At 43.2% G+C, this 16,712-nt stretch carries 13 protein-coding genes and 8 tRNA genes; 14 read left to right on the forward strand and 7 right to left on the reverse strand.

Annotation, left to right across the window (positions count from 1 at the left end):
* The first annotated feature begins 167 nt into the window (after positions 1-167).
* A complete protein-coding gene (locus D1814_RS13975) occupies positions 168-1,073 on the forward strand; it encodes a sulfotransferase (protein WP_118493290.1) in 906 nt (301 codons plus the stop codon).
* A gap of 64 nt (positions 1,074-1,137) precedes the next feature.
* Here D1814_RS13975 and D1814_RS13980 read toward each other — a convergent pair whose 3' ends face one another.
* Positions 1,138-1,917 carry a sulfotransferase domain-containing protein gene (locus D1814_RS13980; RefSeq protein ID WP_118493292.1) on the reverse strand — a complete coding sequence of 260 codons (780 nt, stop codon included), beginning with the start codon at positions 1,915-1,917 and terminating at the stop codon, positions 1,138-1,140.
* 383 nt (positions 1,918-2,300) lie between these two features.
* On the opposite strand from D1814_RS13980, the gene D1814_RS13985 reads away from it, so the two are divergent.
* Positions 2,301-3,923 (forward strand): methyl-accepting chemotaxis protein, encoded by a 1,623-nt coding sequence (locus D1814_RS13985; RefSeq protein WP_118493294.1) that lies wholly within the window; start codon positions 2,301-2,303, stop codon positions 3,921-3,923.
* Between the two features lie 129 nt (positions 3,924-4,052).
* The gene (locus D1814_RS13990; RefSeq protein ID WP_118493296.1) at positions 4,053-4,955 is read left to right on the forward strand and encodes a histone deacetylase family protein; all 903 of its coding nucleotides are present in this window, start codon (positions 4,053-4,055) and stop codon (positions 4,953-4,955) included.
* Positions 4,956-5,055: 100 nt separating this feature from the next.
* Here the strand turns inward: D1814_RS13990 and D1814_RS13995 are convergent, their stop codons facing one another.
* From D1814_RS13995 to folD, 6 genes are all read right to left on the reverse strand, one after another.
* On the reverse strand, positions 5,056-6,072 hold the full coding sequence (locus D1814_RS13995) for a phospholipase A (protein ID WP_118493298.1): 1,017 nt from the start codon (positions 6,070-6,072) through the stop codon (positions 5,056-5,058).
* A 33-nt stretch (positions 6,073-6,105) separates the two neighbouring features.
* On the reverse strand, positions 6,106-6,948 hold the full coding sequence (locus D1814_RS14000) for an MBL fold metallo-hydrolase (protein WP_118493300.1): 843 nt from the start codon (positions 6,946-6,948) through the stop codon (positions 6,106-6,108).
* Between the two features lie 38 nt (positions 6,949-6,986).
* The gene (locus tag D1814_RS14005; RefSeq protein WP_118493302.1) at positions 6,987-8,705 is read right to left on the reverse strand and encodes a proline--tRNA ligase; all 1,719 of its coding nucleotides are present in this window, start codon (positions 8,703-8,705) and stop codon (positions 6,987-6,989) included.
* A gap of 192 nt (positions 8,706-8,897) precedes the next feature.
* Positions 8,898-9,617 carry a tRNA (N6-threonylcarbamoyladenosine(37)-N6)-methyltransferase TrmO gene (gene tsaA / locus D1814_RS14010; RefSeq protein ID WP_118493304.1) on the reverse strand — a complete coding sequence of 240 codons (720 nt, stop codon included), beginning with the start codon at positions 9,615-9,617 and terminating at the stop codon, positions 8,898-8,900.
* A 250-nt stretch (positions 9,618-9,867) separates the two neighbouring features.
* Entirely contained in the window at positions 9,868-10,446 is a 579-nt protein-coding gene (locus tag D1814_RS14015; RefSeq protein ID WP_118493306.1) for a DUF1415 domain-containing protein, read from the reverse strand.
* 105 nt (positions 10,447-10,551) lie between these two features.
* A complete protein-coding gene (gene folD, locus D1814_RS14020) occupies positions 10,552-11,406 on the reverse strand; it encodes a bifunctional methylenetetrahydrofolate dehydrogenase/methenyltetrahydrofolate cyclohydrolase FolD (RefSeq protein ID WP_118493308.1) in 855 nt (284 codons plus the stop codon).
* A 498-nt stretch (positions 11,407-11,904) separates the two neighbouring features.
* On the opposite strand from folD, the gene D1814_RS14025 reads away from it, so the two are divergent.
* From D1814_RS14025 to clpX, 11 genes are all read left to right on the forward strand, one after another.
* Positions 11,905-11,981: transfer RNA gene (locus D1814_RS14025), tRNA-Pro, on the forward strand.
* A gap of 24 nt (positions 11,982-12,005) precedes the next feature.
* Positions 12,006-12,082: transfer RNA gene (locus D1814_RS14030), tRNA-Arg, on the forward strand.
* 86 nt (positions 12,083-12,168) lie between these two features.
* Positions 12,169-12,244: transfer RNA gene (locus D1814_RS14035), tRNA-His, on the forward strand.
* Between the two features lie 6 nt (positions 12,245-12,250).
* Positions 12,251-12,335 (forward strand) — tRNA-Leu (locus D1814_RS14040).
* 42 nt (positions 12,336-12,377) lie between these two features.
* A tRNA-Pro gene (locus D1814_RS14045) sits at positions 12,378-12,454 on the forward strand.
* Positions 12,455-12,621: 167 nt separating this feature from the next.
* A tRNA-His gene (locus D1814_RS14050) sits at positions 12,622-12,697 on the forward strand.
* 6 nt (positions 12,698-12,703) lie between these two features.
* A tRNA-Leu gene (locus D1814_RS14055) sits at positions 12,704-12,788 on the forward strand.
* Positions 12,789-12,828: 40 nt separating this feature from the next.
* Positions 12,829-12,905, forward strand: a tRNA-Pro gene (locus D1814_RS14060).
* Between the two features lie 353 nt (positions 12,906-13,258).
* Positions 13,259-14,563: a trigger factor gene (gene tig, locus D1814_RS14065; protein WP_118493310.1), complete on the forward strand. Its 1,305-nt coding sequence runs from the start codon at positions 13,259-13,261 to the stop codon at positions 14,561-14,563.
* Positions 14,564-14,661: 98 nt separating this feature from the next.
* Positions 14,662-15,291, forward strand: a complete 630-nt coding sequence (gene clpP / locus D1814_RS14070; protein WP_118493312.1) for an ATP-dependent Clp endopeptidase proteolytic subunit ClpP — start codon at positions 14,662-14,664, stop codon at positions 15,289-15,291.
* 75 nt (positions 15,292-15,366) lie between these two features.
* Positions 15,367-16,641, forward strand: a complete 1,275-nt coding sequence (gene clpX / locus D1814_RS14075; protein WP_118493314.1) for an ATP-dependent protease ATP-binding subunit ClpX — start codon at positions 15,367-15,369, stop codon at positions 16,639-16,641.
* Positions 16,642-16,712: the final 71 nt, after the last annotated feature.

The raw sequence follows: 16,712 nt of genomic DNA on the forward strand, positions 1-16,712 counted from the left end.
TTTTTTGTTTTGACCCCTTTTTTCGTACCCTTGGCAAATGTTGAAATAATGTGTAATTTGTAATAATCTTGTTAAAGAGGTTGGTGGGGGTGCTAGCTTCAATTTTAGTTCTGGTTATTATCATAACGGGTTGCTTTTAATGCCATAAAACAATTCTACGAGTAACTATGAAAAATATACATGGAAATGGAAATGGAAATGGCAATGAAGACAACTCACCTTTAGTTATAGGTGGTGTAGGAGGTAGCGGGACGCGTGTTGTCGCTGAAATAATGATGCTGGCAGGTATTCATTTGGGTTATAGTTTAAATCCAGCGAACGATAATCTCTCTTTTACACTAATTTTTAAGCGCAATAAGTGGCTCTTAAAAGTTTTAAAATACGAGCTCCCTATACACCATTATATTGCACTGCATGAGGCCCTACTATTAAATAAACCACTTTCGCTAAGGGAAAAGACTACATTATTGAAAGTGTTATTTTATTGGGCGCAAAGGAGAGAAACCACGTTAGGTCTTGGTAGACATTGGGCACGACGTTTTGTAACCGAGAAGTTAATGGCTCAAATCAAGAAGCCAGAAGTATCTGGCCGATGGGGGTGGAAAGAGCCCAACAGTCATATTCTCCTTTACCAATTGTTCGATTACTACCCCAACATGAAGTATGTTCACACTATACGGCATGGTCTCGATATGTCGTTAAGTGAAAACCAACAACAACTATTTAATTGGTGTGCGATGTGGGGGATTGAAACAAGGTGCTCCCCAAGTGAAATAAGACAACGATCATTGGATTACTGGTTAATTGTTAATGAAAGAGTGGTGGAATTGCAAAAGCAGTTTGGCCAAGACAGGGTACTAATAGTTAATTACGATGAATTATGTTGTGACCCTTTTGAGCCAATAAAAAAACTTTTAACGTTCGCCGACGTCAGCGTATCGCAAGACTGTTTCGTATCTATGGCAACACTACCTAAAGCTCCTTCTTCATTAGGGCGCTACAAAACTACAGATTTAACTTCATATGATAATAATTCGTTGAAACGTGTTCGTCAGTTGGGTTTTCAAATTTGAACGGCATCACCTAGCAGTTATATATCCTAACAATAATCGTCTGAAGAGGGGATGATGACTCTCTTCAGGCAAGCCATTCACTACAATTCCATCCGAGTTCTTTTTCTAAACTTTTAATCCCTTCAGCATAGATAGTTTGTAAATACGCTTTATCGTCTTTTGAGATTTTGGATTCATATGTTCTTGAGTGTACGTCCTTTTTTTGCACATTGTCTAAATGTGAAACGCCGATAAAATCGCAGACTTTATTTAATGTTTCCTGGGGAAAGTTCTTGAGGTCTTCATTTTTCAATAAAAGTATGTTTTCCCGGGGGAACAGGCCCCACAGTCTTTCTAATTGTTCTAGATAATGTCCGCGGTCTACGTAAGAGTACCTTCTACTATCGTTTGATTCTTTATCTCTACACCGTGCTTCTTCACACTCTATAGCTTCTCTAAATGATAGTGGTTCTTCACCTCTATTACGTGTCATGTTCCAATGAGAGTATGCCCGTTCTATTGGGTTTCGAAGCACAATGATTAGCTTCATTTGGGGGTTGTATTCATGTATGCGTTTGGGTGCACTTTCCCAATACATGTAAATAGGTGTAGCTTCGCCCAAAACCTTGTGGTGCTTCTTTGGAGAAAAAAATGCGTGATAGTGGGAATAATCGGGCAATTCTAATTTGTCAAAAAAGTGAACCTCTTTCCTTTTTGCCATGCATACTTCGTGGTGTTCGCTTAAATATTCGGCAAGCGCTGTAGTACCTCCCTTTTGCGTACCGCATACTAGGAAATTTACTCTACGTGAAAAAAAAAGTCGCTCCCTAATTGTATAATAGCTATTTTTTAACAAGCGTTTCATTACTCGATTCCGTGTGTACTTAAATTTAAAACTCACCTGAGTAGTTTAGTTTCATAGATGTTTAAAACTTGGTTAAACTATCAGACAAGGCTAGATTTCACAAGTTTCCTCATCATTAACGCTGGCTCGAAGTAATGGTAGTCAAATTAGGCCCTTAGAAAGTTGATACTACCACTACAATAGAGCGCGTTGTAAAAACGGGACCTGTATAGTAAGGCAGGCAGTGAACTTTCGAACGATAAATATACTATTGTTCATCTATCGCTCAATCATAAATTTCCCTAGTAAAAAAATATAACAAATGTAATCAGTGTAACCATACCGTCATAAAACTATCATTTAATGGCGACGTCCTCCTTCAAAATTATACTAAAGGTTAAGCCGTGTTCAATTACACAAGCATCAGTCGTTTGGTGATGACGCCCGTTCTCGCCAGTCTTTTCATTCTTGTATTACTCAATGGTGCTTCAATTCTAAAGTCATTTTCTTTGCTTAGCGCATTTGATGAGCTAGAGAATACGCTTGTTCAAGCTGAGCGAGACGTTAATACCACGCTCAGTACGTTTAAAACACAAGTTCAAGAATGGAAGAACGTCTTGCTGCGCGGACACAAAAAAGAAGATAGAAAAAAATACTGGGAACGGTTCAAGCAGCGTGAAGCTGATATAACTCGTCAGTTCGACGTGATGCTATCAAGTGAAGTGGTAAGTGATAGCGTGAAGTCTGATATCAGGCAATTTAAAAAAGCGCATGCTGTAATGGCCGAAAAATATCGTGAAGGTTACAGCGCTTTTGTTAACTCAGGTTTTGATCCTAAAGTTGGCGATAGCTTTGTGCGCGGAATTGATAGGGAGCCCGCTAAGCTTTTATCAAGCATTGCATCAGAAATTGCAGCAGACTCAGCGAGTGCAATAGCTGAGCTTAAAGCAAATACGCGAACTATGCTTTGGATCATATTATTGGCTGCTATTGCGCTGTCTGTGCTTTCAGTTGTGTACGTTGTTGCTCGCTTGCGCTCGCAAGTTATCAAGCCAACGAAGGCTGTTGCTGCGTGTATATCGAACTTAGCTAATAGTCGCTATGACTATGATTTAACTTATACAAGTGACCATGAATTAGGTATGTTGGCCGACTCCGCTCGAGCTTTGCAATACAAGCTAAAAGACTCAGTTGCACAGCTTCAACAGGCTGAGAGAGAAATGGAAAAGGCTTTTGGCACCCTTGGTAATGTTAGCCAATCTATCATGGAGGGCGCTAATGGACAGCGCGATGCGTCGCGTTCGCTTGATAGCAGCACAGATAAACTGAAAGAGATTGTACAGAATTTAGTGGCTATTACTGACCAAGTTGCTGTAGCTACCAATAATTCTGAAAAGAACGTAGCAAGCTGTTACGCAACATTTGAAAGTGCTAATGCAGGCTTTAAACAGCTAGCTAAAACGGTAACCGAATCCAGTAATATTGTGTCTGAACTGCAAAGTCGAAGCACGAATATCCTAAAAGTGGTGAACGTCATTAATGAAATTGCCGATCAAACCAACCTGTTAGCGTTAAATGCGGCAATTGAAGCTGCAAGAGCAGGAGAGCACGGGCGAGGCTTTGCTGTGGTCGCCGATGAAGTGCGTGCGCTTGCGGCAAAAACGCAACAATCAACAAAAGAGATTAACGATATATTAAGTAGCTTTGAAGCTGAAGCGAAAGGCGCAGTTGCTGCTATGTCCGCTGGCAAGCAGTTATCTGATAACAATGCGGCAGAGGCAGCTACGGCACTTGAAACCCTCAATGATGTAGTGAGAGATATTCAAGAAACTGCGAGCGTAGTCATTGCGCTTAACGAAGCGGCAGATGAGCAAGAAGCGGTGCTACAGCAGGTGGAAGCAATTATAAGCAACGTAGTGACATCGTCAGAAAAATATCATCAGCTTGCGCAGCGTGATGACATGTCTCGTTCAATGAAAAGTATGTCAGAAAACGTGGAAAAGGTGGTGAATAGTTTGACCCGCTAACTGTGCTTTGTCAGTATTAATCGCAGATGTGGAACGAAAATGTTTTGGAATAAGCGTCAAGGCTTTTAAAACCATGCCGCTTACTCCTAGTTCCATGAGCCATGTATTGAATAAGTAGCACTAGAAATAATGACCACGCCACTCGTTTTTCACCCTATATATAGCCAGCTAGACCTTCCCGAGCGACACCGCTTTCCCATCGAAAAATATGTAGGTATCCGAGACGAGCTCGTAAGGCGCGGTGTCGACAAAGCGCGCTTTATTACCCCGTCACCTGTTGATTTATCTTTTCTTACAGCCTATTACGATTCGAACTATGTCAATGCGCTTACTACAGGGGCATTAGATAAGAAAGCCATGCGGCGAATAGGGTTTCCTTGGTCGCAGCAATTGATTGAACGCACTCGAACCGCCGTTGCAGGCACTTGTTTAACGGCTACCCTTGCGTTAGAACAGGGCAAAGCCTTGAATTTAACTGGGGGGTATCATCACGCATTCGCTGACTTTGGTTCTGGCTTTTGTTTGTTCAACGATTTGTATCTAGCGGCAAAAACTATGCAGCAAACCCCATCTATTGATAATGTACTCATTATCGATTTAGATGTGCATCAAGGGGATGGTACAGCCAAGCTTGCTGAAGATGACCGCGATATCTTTACCTTATCAATACATGGTGAAAAAAACTTTCCATACAGAAAGCAGCTTTCGGATATTGATATCGGACTTGCCAAGGGAGCGGAGGACGACGAGTATTTAGGCACACTTGAAGAAGCACTTACTTTAGCTAGTAGGCAGTTTCAACCCGATGCCATTATCTATGATGCAGGCGTGGATGTGCATGTAAATGACGATTTAGGACATTTGCACATATCCACGCAAGGCGTTTATGAAAGGGACAAGAAAGTATTTGCTTTAGCTGACCGTTTAGGTGTTCCAATTGCTGCTGTCATTGGTGGCGGATACCAAAGAGATATTGCTGCGCTGGTGGATGTACATATTCAGCTTTATCGCGCTGCGGGTGTAATTGACTAGCTGCGGGGAGTAGCTATCGAAAGTAAAAAGCGCGCTTAAACGGGGTGATAAACAATGGAGCGTTTGCTGCGCGCTTTGTATTTAAACATACGTATCTGTTTTACAGAAAGTGCAGTTGAAAACCGATACCAATACGTTCTTGTGAGCGGTTATAGTCGATGAGAGAGTCGCCATAGCCATTGAAGTACTGCAGCAGCAACTCATAGCGGTCTGATATTGGATAGGTGAAGTCTAGCTGAATGCTGCCTCTGTTTTCGTCAAAATCCAGGTTGTTTCGAAGCAATGCAAGCACCTTGAAAGCACCAATTTTTCTGCCGTAACCAAATTCCATTCTGCCGTAGTAGTCTTCAATGTCTGGGTTATCGTCCCCCGTCGGGTCAAGCGGGTCTGCTTTTTCATCTTCAGGAATGCGATACCAGGTTTTAAGGTAGTAAATATCGTCGTTGTCGCTGAACACTATTGACGCGAAAAGGCGGTTCCAGCTGCGAGAGCGTAGTCCACTTTGGCCGTTTGACATATGATTGAAACCGACTTGGAAGGTATTAAATTTGTAACCAAGAACCGAGTAGTCAGCAGTTTCTTGCCAAAAAACTTCTGGTTCATAATTGGTTTCGCGAAAGGGCTTCGACGCTTCGCTATTATAAAGCTGCCAGAAAGAGGTCACTGTAAAGCCGAAGTACAAGCCGTCAAAGCCAGTATCTTCCATGTACAACGGTAGTTTAGCGCTCACTTGAAACTTAGCTTCTTTGTTATCTACATTTTCTTCTGTTAACTCTTCATTGCCGAAGGTGTTAGGGTTGGAAACGTAAGTAATAGGAAGTAAATAGTTTTGTCTATGCTGGGTAATAGCAAAAACGTTATCAAGTGCTTCTTTATCGCCTTCTAGACGTTCATCTAGCGCGCTTTCTGTGGTTGTGTCACGTTTAATGATATCAATAACTTCAATACCACTTTCTTCTTGTGGCCCTTGCTCATCTGTATTTTCAACAGCGGTTTCCTGTTCGCTGTTCTCGATAGATGACGTTTCTTCGCTTACCGCTTTTTGTGATTCTTGAGCGCATACCGACGTGCAAGCAGCAAACGCTGCCAATATTATAAAAGGCTTTAACACAGACACCTTAAATTCTCCGTAGCAAGGGGGTTGTTATATTTAATTGAAGTCCAACGTTTGGCCTTCCGATGACGCAAATACGTTTAAAGTAGACGCTGCCACTGTGACATATTCATTACAATGTTTTACGACATCATCTATAGCGTCATCAGTGCGTTCTGGATCATGACTATATAAAGCTAATTGTTTTACATGACTTGCCATGGCGAGTTTGACCGCTTCTTCAGCAACCGAATGACCCCAGCCGTTTTTGGCTGGCATGTCCGATAACATGTACTGTGCATCATGAATAAGCAAGTCTGCGCTATTGGCAAACTTCGCAAAATCTAGAAAATCTGTTTCTTTTTTATAGGGAGGGTAGAGCTCGTTATCGGTGATATAAGCTATTTTGGCACCGTCGGCCTCAATACAATAAGCGCTTCCGCTGCCTGGGTGGTTCATGGCCAAGCGGGTAATGGTCGCACTTCCAATGGTAAATGTATTCTCTGTTGCAGGATACTCGATAAGGCTTATGGAAGATTTTAACGCGTTTTTTGGAACGGGGAATAATGACCCTTCCATTTGTTTTAAAATTTGATCTGGCTCGTTAAGCTGGGTGAGGCCTGGATAGATGTTTATTTCACGTGATTCTTGGTAAATGGGAGCAAAAAAGGGAAAGCCTTGAATATGGTCCCAATGGTTGTGACTTAACAAAAGGTGGATTGGCGTTGTTTTCCTAACCAATCGATCGCCAAGCAAACGAATACCAGTGCCTGAGTCGAGAATGATATCGGTACCATCCTCGAGCTCAATGTGAACGCATGCGGTGTTGCCACCATAACGAACGTAAGCTGCCCCCGGAGTGGGTATTGACCCTCTTACGCCATAAAATGTTAACCGCATACGCCCTCATCTACTTATCTAATGGGCAAGTTCAGGTTTTAGAGAGCGGCTACAAAGTCTTTTGCTGCGCTAAGGTCTAATAACTGTTTCTCGCCAGTACGTCTATTCTTATATTCAACCTGTTGATTATCCAGGTTTCTTTCACCAATAACAATGCTGTGAGGTATGCCAATTAATTCCATGTCATTGAACATAACACCCGGGCGCTCTTTTCTGTCATCAAATAACACTTCTACGCCCAATGCAATAAGCTCTTCGTATAGCGCTTCTGCAGCTTCTTTTATACGATGAGATTTATGCATATTCATTGGTATTAATGCAATTTTAAACGGCGCAATAGGATCTGGCCACTTTATGCCGAATTTATCGTGATTTTGTTCGATAGCAGCAGCAACAATGCGAGATACGCCAATACCGTAACAACCCATAGTAAGCGTTTGATGCTTACCTGATTCACTAAGCACTCCACAGTTCATGGCTTCTGAGTATTTGCTGCCAAGTTGGAAAATATGACCCACTTCGATACCGCGCTTGATATCAAGAATGCCTTTACCGTCGGGTGCGGCATCGCCGGCAACTACACTGCGAATATCTACACCAGTAATATCATCAGGCCAATTTACGTTGACGTTCATTTTACCGCCAGCGCCTGCGCCTGTAGTAAAATCTGCTAGCGCTGCTGCACTAGCATCAACGTAAGCGGGTATCGGAAGGTTAGTTGCATCTGCAAAATAGGGTACTACGCCTAGCACCTCTTTAGCTTTATCGAATGACGCTTCAACTAGCGGTGTAGCAACACCTCCAATTTTCTCTGCTTTAACATCATTTAATTCGTGATCGGCACGTAGTACCAGTGCAACCCAGTTGTCCGCTTGTACTTCTTCGCCTTTGTCATTAGTGGCGTTAGCAGCTTTTACCACAACAACTTTCACTGCATTGGTTATATCGGCATCAATACTTTTGAGTATTTTTTCGAAATCCTTACCTTTTGCATCTTTAGTTTCTACCGCTGCACCGGTTGCTTGTGCTTTTTCTGGCGCCACAGCGGCGGCCATTTCAACGTTAGCGGCGTAGTCGCTGTCTGAAGAGAAGGCAATGGCGTCTTCACCAGAGTCCGCTAGCACGTGAAACTCATGAGAATGATTTCCACCAATTGAGCCTGAATCGGCTATTACTGCTCTGAAATCAAGGCCCATGCGTGAAAAGATGTTGCAGTAAGCGTCATACATTTTCTGGTAGGTCTCTTCCAGGCAGCTTTCTTCTAAGTGAAAGCTATATGCATCTTTCATCGTGAACTCACGTCCACGCATAATGCCGAAACGCGGGCGCACTTCGTCGCGGAATTTCGTTTGGATTTGATACAGGTTTAGTGGTAGTTGCTTGTAGCTGCTAATTTCATTGCGCACAAGGGCTGTAATCACTTCCTCGTGGGTCGGGCCTAGTACGAAGTCGCGCTGATGGCGGTCTTTAACACGAAGTAGTTCCGGACCGTATTCTTCCCAGCGCCCTGACTCTTCCCAGAGATCGGCCGGCTGTACAACGGGCATAAGCACTTCAATCGCGCCTGCTTTGTTCATTTCCTCACGAACAATATTGGCTACTTTATTAAGTACACGAAGACCTGACGGCAGCCAGGTGTAAAGACCTGAGGCAAGCTTTCTGATCATACCAGCTCTCAGCATTAGCTGGTGGCTGATAACCTCTGCATCAGCAGGTGTTTCTTTCTGCGTGGCAAGCAAATATTGACTAGTGCGCATGTAAAGCAGGTATCCTGTTTTCAATGTATTAAGACTGTTGGTGTGTCGGCCCTCTGCAATAAGTTATAGACATTATGCAATTTATGGAATTGTTGCTAAATGCTTTAACCAGCGAGCGGGCAGCACACGTTTGGCGGTATTCTAATTAACTGTGAGCCATTTCGCCACTGACTGTTTACACTAAAAGTGTAATTATCCTAAATGAACGAGTTCAGTTACCCACACGACACTATCTTTTACTTTAAAGCCTACATCAATATCGTAAAGGGTAACGCGATAGGTTTTTTCGTCATTATCCAACGTTTGCTTATACGCCGGACGAGGGTCTTGCGCCAGTACTGCTGTAACTAAAGAGGTAAAATCGTCGTGCTGTTTGTCTATTTCAGACAGCGTTGGCGTGAGCGTATCTAAGAATTCAACATGGCGTTGGGGAATGGGGTTGATATCGTCAAGCTCATCGCTTGCGTTTGGAACACTATCTGCGTAACCGATGTAAGGTTTGATATCGATTAGTGGCGTACCGTCTACTAAGTCCACGCCTTCTACCAGCAAATGCGCTTTGCCACTATCGTGTACTAGCCCATTGTTTTTCACGACAGACATGCCAATGCTGTTGGGGCGATGTGTACTACGAGTCGCTAACACACCCATGGTGGCATTGCCGCCCAGCCGAGGGGCTTTTACTGTATTTTTCCAACCGCGCTCAATGTTTTGATGAAAGATAAAAAGTAGCCACAGGTGACTATAGCTTTCTATCCCCTTTAGCATGTGGATATCGTTAAAATCTTCTTCGAAGGTAATTACACCATGAGCTTTTGCTAAGTTAGGTTGCCTGGGGATAGCAAATTTTTGTTTGAAAGGCGTAGCGATAGTTGCGATTGTCGATACAGTAAATGAAGTTGGCGTAGTCACGGGTCTGTTTTAACCTAATTAGAAATAATGTTTGCTGTCATATTACTCTCATAATTAACAGGTAATGTAACAGTGCAAGTGAAAGCTTGAACCAGATAACACATTTTCTCGGTTCACGAATGAAATGTTTATTTGAGTTCCCTGGAATAATCCAACATTTTGGGCCTGTACAGTTAACGCACTAGGACTTCTTTTAGTACCAGTTTACAAAACTTGTATGCTTAGCTGAGCAATTAACATTACGCGTGTTTTATTGCGCAGGCTTATCTTTTTTTATTGCTTCCAACATGTTCTCAAAGTAGGGGCAACCAAGCGCGCGCGCCTTTTCAATGTTATGACTGAATATCTTCTCTGCATCCGCTTCTTTTTTCATATAGCGAGTAATGTCTGCTTCGCGAATTAAATGTAAAAGCGGGTAGGGTGAACGATTTGTGTAGTTTTCTGCATCGTCTAAATCGCTACCGTCAAACAGATAGTCAGGATGAAAGCTCGCGAGTTGGTAGGTACCGCTGTACCCCCAGTCGTGTAGCATATTATCACTAATAGCCAATACATCGAGATACTCATTAAAATCAGCGATAGATGGATGTGTAAGTGCAATTAGCGTGGTGGCGGTACTTTCATTCTCTTCCAAATGGCGAAGTTCATCGTACAGAGACTGAATAACGTCCCCTGCATCCCCCGCGATTACTTTACAACGAATTTGATTTGGCGTTCTTACATAGCGCGCAAAGGGGCAAAAGTTGTGAGTTATCACTATATCATCAACCCACGTAAGCGTTGCATCAATGACGTGTTGTTCGCACAAAGGAGATGTTGTTTCTGCCATAACGAAATTATTCAAATTAGGTCTGTATTCAAAAAAGAGGGGAGTATAAAGCAACAAGGCAGAAATTGAATTTCTGCCTCAAAAATTGGGTTGAGCTTTGCTACTTTAAGAATGAAACTTAACGTACGCCTCAAGCGTGTTTTCTATCAAACTTGCAACCGTCATAGGTCCAACTCCGCCAGGTACAGGGGTTATCCAGCCTGCACGCTCTTTGGCTTTTTCAAAATCCACATCGCCTATTAACGATCCATCATTAAGACGGTTAATACCCACATCAATGACTATCGCACCAGGTTTAACCCAGTCGCCAGGTATAAAGTTAGGTTTACCAACGGCTACAACAAGTAAGTCAGCACGCTGAACATGACTTTTAAGGTCTTGCGTAAATTTATGGCAGGTGGTTACTGTGCATCCTGCGAGTAATAGTTCCAAGCTCATTGGGCGACCCACTATATTAGATGCTCCAACAATAACAGCGTCTAAGCCCTTAACAGGGCGTTTAGTAGACTCAATCATGGTCATAATGCCCTTCGGCGTACAAGGGCGTAAAGCCGGAATACGTTGAGCAAGTCGGCCAATATTATAGGGGTGGAAGCCATCAACATCTTTATGAGGGTGAATACGCTCTAGCACCTTTTCTGCATTGAGACCGGCAGGTAGTGGGAGTTGTACCAAAATACCGTCTATTTCTTTATCTTCGTTTAGCTCATCCACTAAATTCAACAAGGTTTCTTCCGTAGTGTCTGAAGGCAGGTCGAAAGAGCGAGAAACGAACCCTACTTCTTCACAGGCTTTACGCTTATTTGAAACATAAACTTGAGAAGCGGCATCACTGCCTACAAGGACAACGGCAAGACCTGGCTGTCTTTTACCTGCCTGGGTAAGTGATTCAACATAGGATGTGACGTGTTGGCGAACTTGCTTGGCAATTAATTTGCCGTCAATAAGATGAGCGGTCATAGTCTTGTACGATTCTTATATGGTTGGGTGGTCAACAAGTGCCCTTTATTGTTTCATAAAATAGGGGGAATACTCTAGCAATTATTAGATTGTAGTTATTGGTCGCAACTGAACCTTAATAAGTCTAACTCGACGGTATAGCTTGTGTATTTGAGCAAACGCGCACAATAGAAGAGAAAAAACACAGACCAATAACTTCAATAAGTAGTTTACGTAATGAGAAACAAAGCCCTTTTCTTCAAGCTTATTTGCTCTGTACATATTGCATAAATAACTTTTGTGGCAATAGCAATATGGCATACCCATCCAAGACTGACACAGAACGTAATTAAAAGTAGCTGAATATAGGCGGAATTGTACAAAAAAACATGATAATGAGTGCTTTGTGAGCGGTTGATGATTTTATTTAAAAAAGTGTTTGACGAGGTGGGGGGATGTCAGTAATATTCGCACCCCGTAACGGCACAGAGGCTTACGCTTCTTGGTCGATACGTCAGTCGGTGAGTGGCGCAGCTTGGTAGCGCACTTGTTTTGGGTACAAGGGGTCGCAGGTTCAAATCCTGTCTCACCGACCACTTTTTGCAGCGAAGATTCGCCAAGCGCCCGTAGCTCAGCTGGATAGAGCAACGGCCTTCTAAGCCGTGGGTCGCAGGTTCGAATCCTGCCGGGCGCGCCATGCGAGTCAGGTAGGTCCTGACAGCAAGGCTGAATTTTTGTATCTACACTGCTAATATAAGCTAGTAGATTGCAACACACCCTATGGTGGGCGTAGCTCAGTTGGTAGAGCCCCGGATTGTGATTCCGGTTGTCGTGGGTTCAAGTCCCATCGTCCACCCCACTTTTAGCGGAAGTGGTGGAATTGGTAGACACGCTGGATTTAGGTTCCAGTGCTTCACGGCGTGAGAGTTCAAGTCTCTCCTTCCGCACCATATTTTCAAGCTTTTTTAAAAGCTTAGCATAAGCATTCCTGTCGGTGAGTGGCGCAGCTTGGTAGCGCACTTGTTTTGGGTACAAGGGGTCGCAGGTTCAAATCCTGTCTCACCGACCATTTATGCTTATTTGACTTGGCAGTGGCCCACAGCTCAGAGAACAAATCGAAGAGTGTTGAAGGTTTAAGTTAAGTTAATTTATCGAACAGTAAAGCAAGATCCTGGCAGTTCGATAGGCGTTTATGTGTTTATCAGTTCACACATAAACAATCACAGGGTTACTGTGGTGGGCGTAGCTCAGTTGGTAGAGCCCCGGATTGTGATTCCGGTTGTCGTGGGTTCAAGTCCCATCGTCCACCCCACTTCTTGCGGAAGTGGTGGAATTGGTAGACACGCTGGATTTAGGTTCCAGTGCTTCACGGCGTGAGAGTTCAAGTCTCTCCTTCCGCACCATATTCTTAAGCTTACAAAGCTTAATTATATACATCTCTATCGGTGAGTGGCGCAGCTTGGTAGCGCACTTGTTTTGGGTACAAGGGGTCGCAGGTTCAAATCCTGTCTCACCGACCATTATTTTTTGTTTTCCTGCCATCTTCAAATAGCGCCTCAAATTACTAGTCAAAGCCGTTTTTCGAGCCATTTTTCTAACTAGTTTCGCAAATTGTTTAAAATGCGTTCAATTGGTTGTTACAAACTTGTGTTTCCCTCTCGACTCTTGTGGTGTGCGGCTGTATACTACCGCGTCTTTTTTTAACCAGTACGTTTGTTTCAGGTTGGCTTTGTGACATGATTTCGTGTCCTAACTTTGATTTTATAAACGTCAAATAACGACCTTCTACCCCGGAGTGATATGCAATTAATGCATGACGGGAGAGGGGATTGAGAACAAAACGCCTATAGAGGCGTATAGTTGAGGTAACATAATGCAAGTTTCAGTCGAGACGACCCAGGGTTTAGAACGCCGTCTTACTATCACCGTTCCATCTGACACGGTTGATTCAGCAGTTAAGTCACGCCTACAGCAGTTGGCAAAAACACAACGCATCAACGGCTTCCGTCCAGGTAAAGTTCCTGTAAGCGTAATCAAAAAGCGTTTCGGCCAGGCAGTTCGCCAAGAAGTTGCTGGCGATGTTATGCAGCAAAACTTCTACCAAGCAGTCATTCAAGAGAAAATTCAGCCTGCTGGTATGCCTAAGTTTGAACTGACCAAAGACGAAGATGGTCAGGACCTAGAATTTGTAGCATCTTTCGAAGTTTACCCAGAAGTAGAAGTGAAAGGTGTAAGCGATATCGAAATCGAAAAGCCAGTAGTAGAAATTACTGACAAAGATCTTGATAACATGATGGAAACACTTCAAAAGCAGCACGCATCTTGGAAAGAAGTTAAGCGTAAAGCTAAGAAAGACGACAAAGTTATCATTGACTTCGTTGGTTCTATCGATGGTGAAGAGTTTGAAGGCGGAAAAGCAGAAGATTTCGCACTAGAGCTTGGCAAAGACCGCATGATTCCTGGTTTCGAGAAGCCACTGGTTGGCGCGAAAGCGGGCGAAGAAGTGACAATCGAAGTTACCTTCCCAGAAGATTACCACGCTGAAAACCTAAAGGGTAAAGACGCTGTTTTCCAAGCAACAGTTAAGAAAGTAGAAGGTCTAGACCTTCCAAAAGTTGATGAAGAGTTTGCTAAACTATTCGGTGTTGAAGAAGGCGGCGTTGACGCACTTAAAGCTGAAGTTCGTAAGAACATGCAGCGTGAACTAGACCAAACGCTTAAAGCACAAGTTAAAGAAGACGTGATTTCTAAACTTGTTGAAGCTAACGAGATTGATATTCCTCAAGCGCTTATCGATCAAGAAGTAAACGCGCTACGCGAGCAAGCGAAGCAACGTTTCAGCCAGCAGGGCGGTGGTCAGAACCTTCCAGACCTACCTGCGGAACTGTTTACTGACAACGCTAAGCGTCGCGTATCTATTGGTCTACTTCTTGGTGAAGTAATCAAAGAAAACGAACTAAAAGCAGACGAAGCTAAAGTTAACGAGATGATCGAAACTGCTGCTTCTGCGTATGAAGATCCGCAAGAAGTTGTTGACTACTACAACAACAATCAAGAGCTTATGCAGCAAATGCAAAATGTTGCTCTAGAAGAACAAGCGATTGAGTGGGTTCTTGAGCAAGCAAAAGTTACTGAAGTAACTAAAGCTTTTGACGAGGTTATGAACAAACAGGCGTAATTTTTTACTGTCTGATTGACAATACTTGTCAGCAACTGCTTAAATGCTCGGAGCCTTCCGAGCATTTTTGTTTTTAACGCTAGATAATCAAGGTAGCTATGACTAATACCCCGTTTGACCCAATGAATGCACTTGTTCCTATGGTTGTAGAGCAAACCTCTAAAGGTGAGCGCTCATACGACATTTATTCTCGTCTTTTAAAAGAAAACGTAATTTTCTTAGTAGGACAAGTTGAAGATCACATGGCCAACCTCATCGTTGCTCAAATGTTGTTCTTAGAAGCTGAAAATCCTGAGAAAGATATTTTCTTGTACATTAACTCACCGGGCGGCTCTGTCACTGCAGGCATGGCAATCTACGACACGATGAGATTTATTAAGCCAGACGTGAGCACAGTATGTATGGGCCAAGCTGCAAGCATGGGCGCATTTCTACTATCTGCAGGAGCAAAAGGTAAGCGTTATTGTCTACCTAACTCACGCGTTATGATTCACCAACCTTTAGGTGGTTTCCAAGGTCAGGCATCTGATTTTGAAATACATGCGAAAGAAATTCTGTCTATTAAAGAGAAGTTGAATCGCCTAATGGCAGACCATACTGGTCAAGACTATGAAAAAGTCGCGCGCGACACAGACCGTGATAACTTTTTAAGTGCAACCGAGGCAAAAGATTACGGCCTAGTTGACCAAGTTTTAGCAAATCGATCTGACGTAGCCGGAACTAAGTAGTATAGTTATAGATGACCCGAGCCAGTGCATAGCACGAATTTGGTTTTCGGCTCGGGTAAGGCAGAGGCAAAAGTAATGAGTGATAAGCAAAGCGGTGACGGTGATAACAAGCTACTGTACTGTTCGTTTTGTGGCAAAAGCCAACACGAAGTAAGAAAGTTAATAGCAGGCCCGTCGGTATTTATATGCGACGAGTGTGTTGAGTTATGTAACGATATCATTCGCGAAGAAATTAAGGAAATCGCGCCTAAGCAAAAGCAGGACGCTTTACCTAAACCAACTGAAATTCATGCTCATCTTGACGATTATGTTATCGGCCAAGAACATGCGAAGAAGGTGCTGTCAGTAGCGGTTTATAACCACTACAAGCGTTTACGCAATGGCGATGTTCATGAAGGCGTAGAACTTGGCAAAAGTAACATTCTGTTAATTGGCCCAACGGGTAGTGGTAAAACACTGCTAGCAGAAACACTTGCACGTTTACTTGACGTGCCATTCACAATGGCTGACGCAACCACGCTTACAGAAGCGGGTTATGTAGGTGAAGATGTTGAAAACATTATTCAGAAACTGCTTCAGAAGTGTGATTATGACGTTGAGAAGGCGCAGCGCGGTATCGTTTATATAGACGAAATTGATAAAATTTCTCGTAAGTCTGACAATCCATCAATTACTCGTGACGTATCGGGTGAAGGTGTCCAGCAAGCCCTTCTTAAGCTGATTGAAGGTACAGTTGCTTCTGTTCCCCCTCAAGGTGGTCGTAAGCACCCTCAGCAAGAGTTTTTGCAAGTTGATACTTCTAAGATACTGTTTATTTGTGGTGGCGCGTTTGCTGGTCTTGATAAAGTTATCGAGCAACGCGCGCAAAAAGACACAGGTATAGGGTTTGGTGCTACTGTTAAGTCGAAAGACAACAGCAAGCAAATTAGCGAACTCTTCAAGCAAGTTGAACCTGAGGACTTAGTGAAATACGGATTAATTCCGGAATTCATTGGTCGTCTTCCGGTGGTTACTAGTCTTGAAGAGTTGAATGAAGAAGCGCTAATTCAGATTCTTCGTGAGCCCAAGAATGCAATCACCAAACAATACGGTGCATTGTTCTCTATGGAAGATGTAGAACTAGAGTTTCGTGACGATGCACTTAACGCAATTGCTAAAAAGGCAATGGACCGTAAAACAGGTGCTCGTGGTCTTCGCTCAATCGTTGAAGCGGTTTTGCTTGATACCATGTACGACCTTCCTTCAATGGAAGATGTTAGCAAAGTCGTTATCGATGAAACTGTTATACGTGGTGAATCGAAACCTATTTTGATTTACGACAGTAATGAAAAAAAGGCCGCATCTGAATAGATGTTAGCTTAGAACAGAAAAGGTCCTTCGGGACCTTTTTTTGTGTTTATCGGTGCTTAATGGCGCGTAAG

The sequence above is a fragment of the Alteromonas sp. BL110 genome (assembly GCF_003443615.1).
In the GTDB taxonomy this organism is placed as follows: domain Bacteria; phylum Pseudomonadota; class Gammaproteobacteria; order Enterobacterales; family Alteromonadaceae; genus Alteromonas.

Excerpts from the sequence above, each read along its gene's own strand:
- D1814_RS13990 (WP_118493296.1), top strand. The coding sequence starts at position 4,053 with ATGACCACGCCACTCGTTTTTCACCCTATATATAGCCAGCTAGACCTT.
- D1814_RS14000 (WP_118493300.1), bottom strand. The coding sequence starts at position 6,948 with ATGCGGTTAACATTTTATGGCGTAAGAGGGTCAATACCCACTCCGGGG.
- clpP (WP_118493312.1), top strand. The coding sequence starts at position 14,662 with ATGACTAATACCCCGTTTGACCCAATGAATGCACTTGTTCCTATGGTT.
- D1814_RS14015 (WP_118493306.1), bottom strand. The coding sequence starts at position 10,446 with ATGGCAGAAACAACATCTCCTTTGTGCGAACAACACGTCATTGATGCA.
- D1814_RS13980 (WP_118493292.1), bottom strand. The coding sequence starts at position 1,917 with ATGAAACGCTTGTTAAAAAATAGCTATTATACAATTAGGGAGCGACTT.
- folD (WP_118493308.1), bottom strand. The coding sequence starts at position 11,406 with ATGACCGCTCATCTTATTGACGGCAAATTAATTGCCAAGCAAGTTCGC.
- D1814_RS13975 (WP_118493290.1), top strand. The coding sequence starts at position 168 with ATGAAAAATATACATGGAAATGGAAATGGAAATGGCAATGAAGACAAC.
- clpX (WP_118493314.1), top strand. The coding sequence starts at position 15,367 with ATGAGTGATAAGCAAAGCGGTGACGGTGATAACAAGCTACTGTACTGT.
- D1814_RS14005 (WP_118493302.1), bottom strand. The coding sequence starts at position 8,705 with ATGCGCACTAGTCAATATTTGCTTGCCACGCAGAAAGAAACACCTGCT.
- tig (WP_118493310.1), top strand. The coding sequence starts at position 13,259 with ATGCAAGTTTCAGTCGAGACGACCCAGGGTTTAGAACGCCGTCTTACT.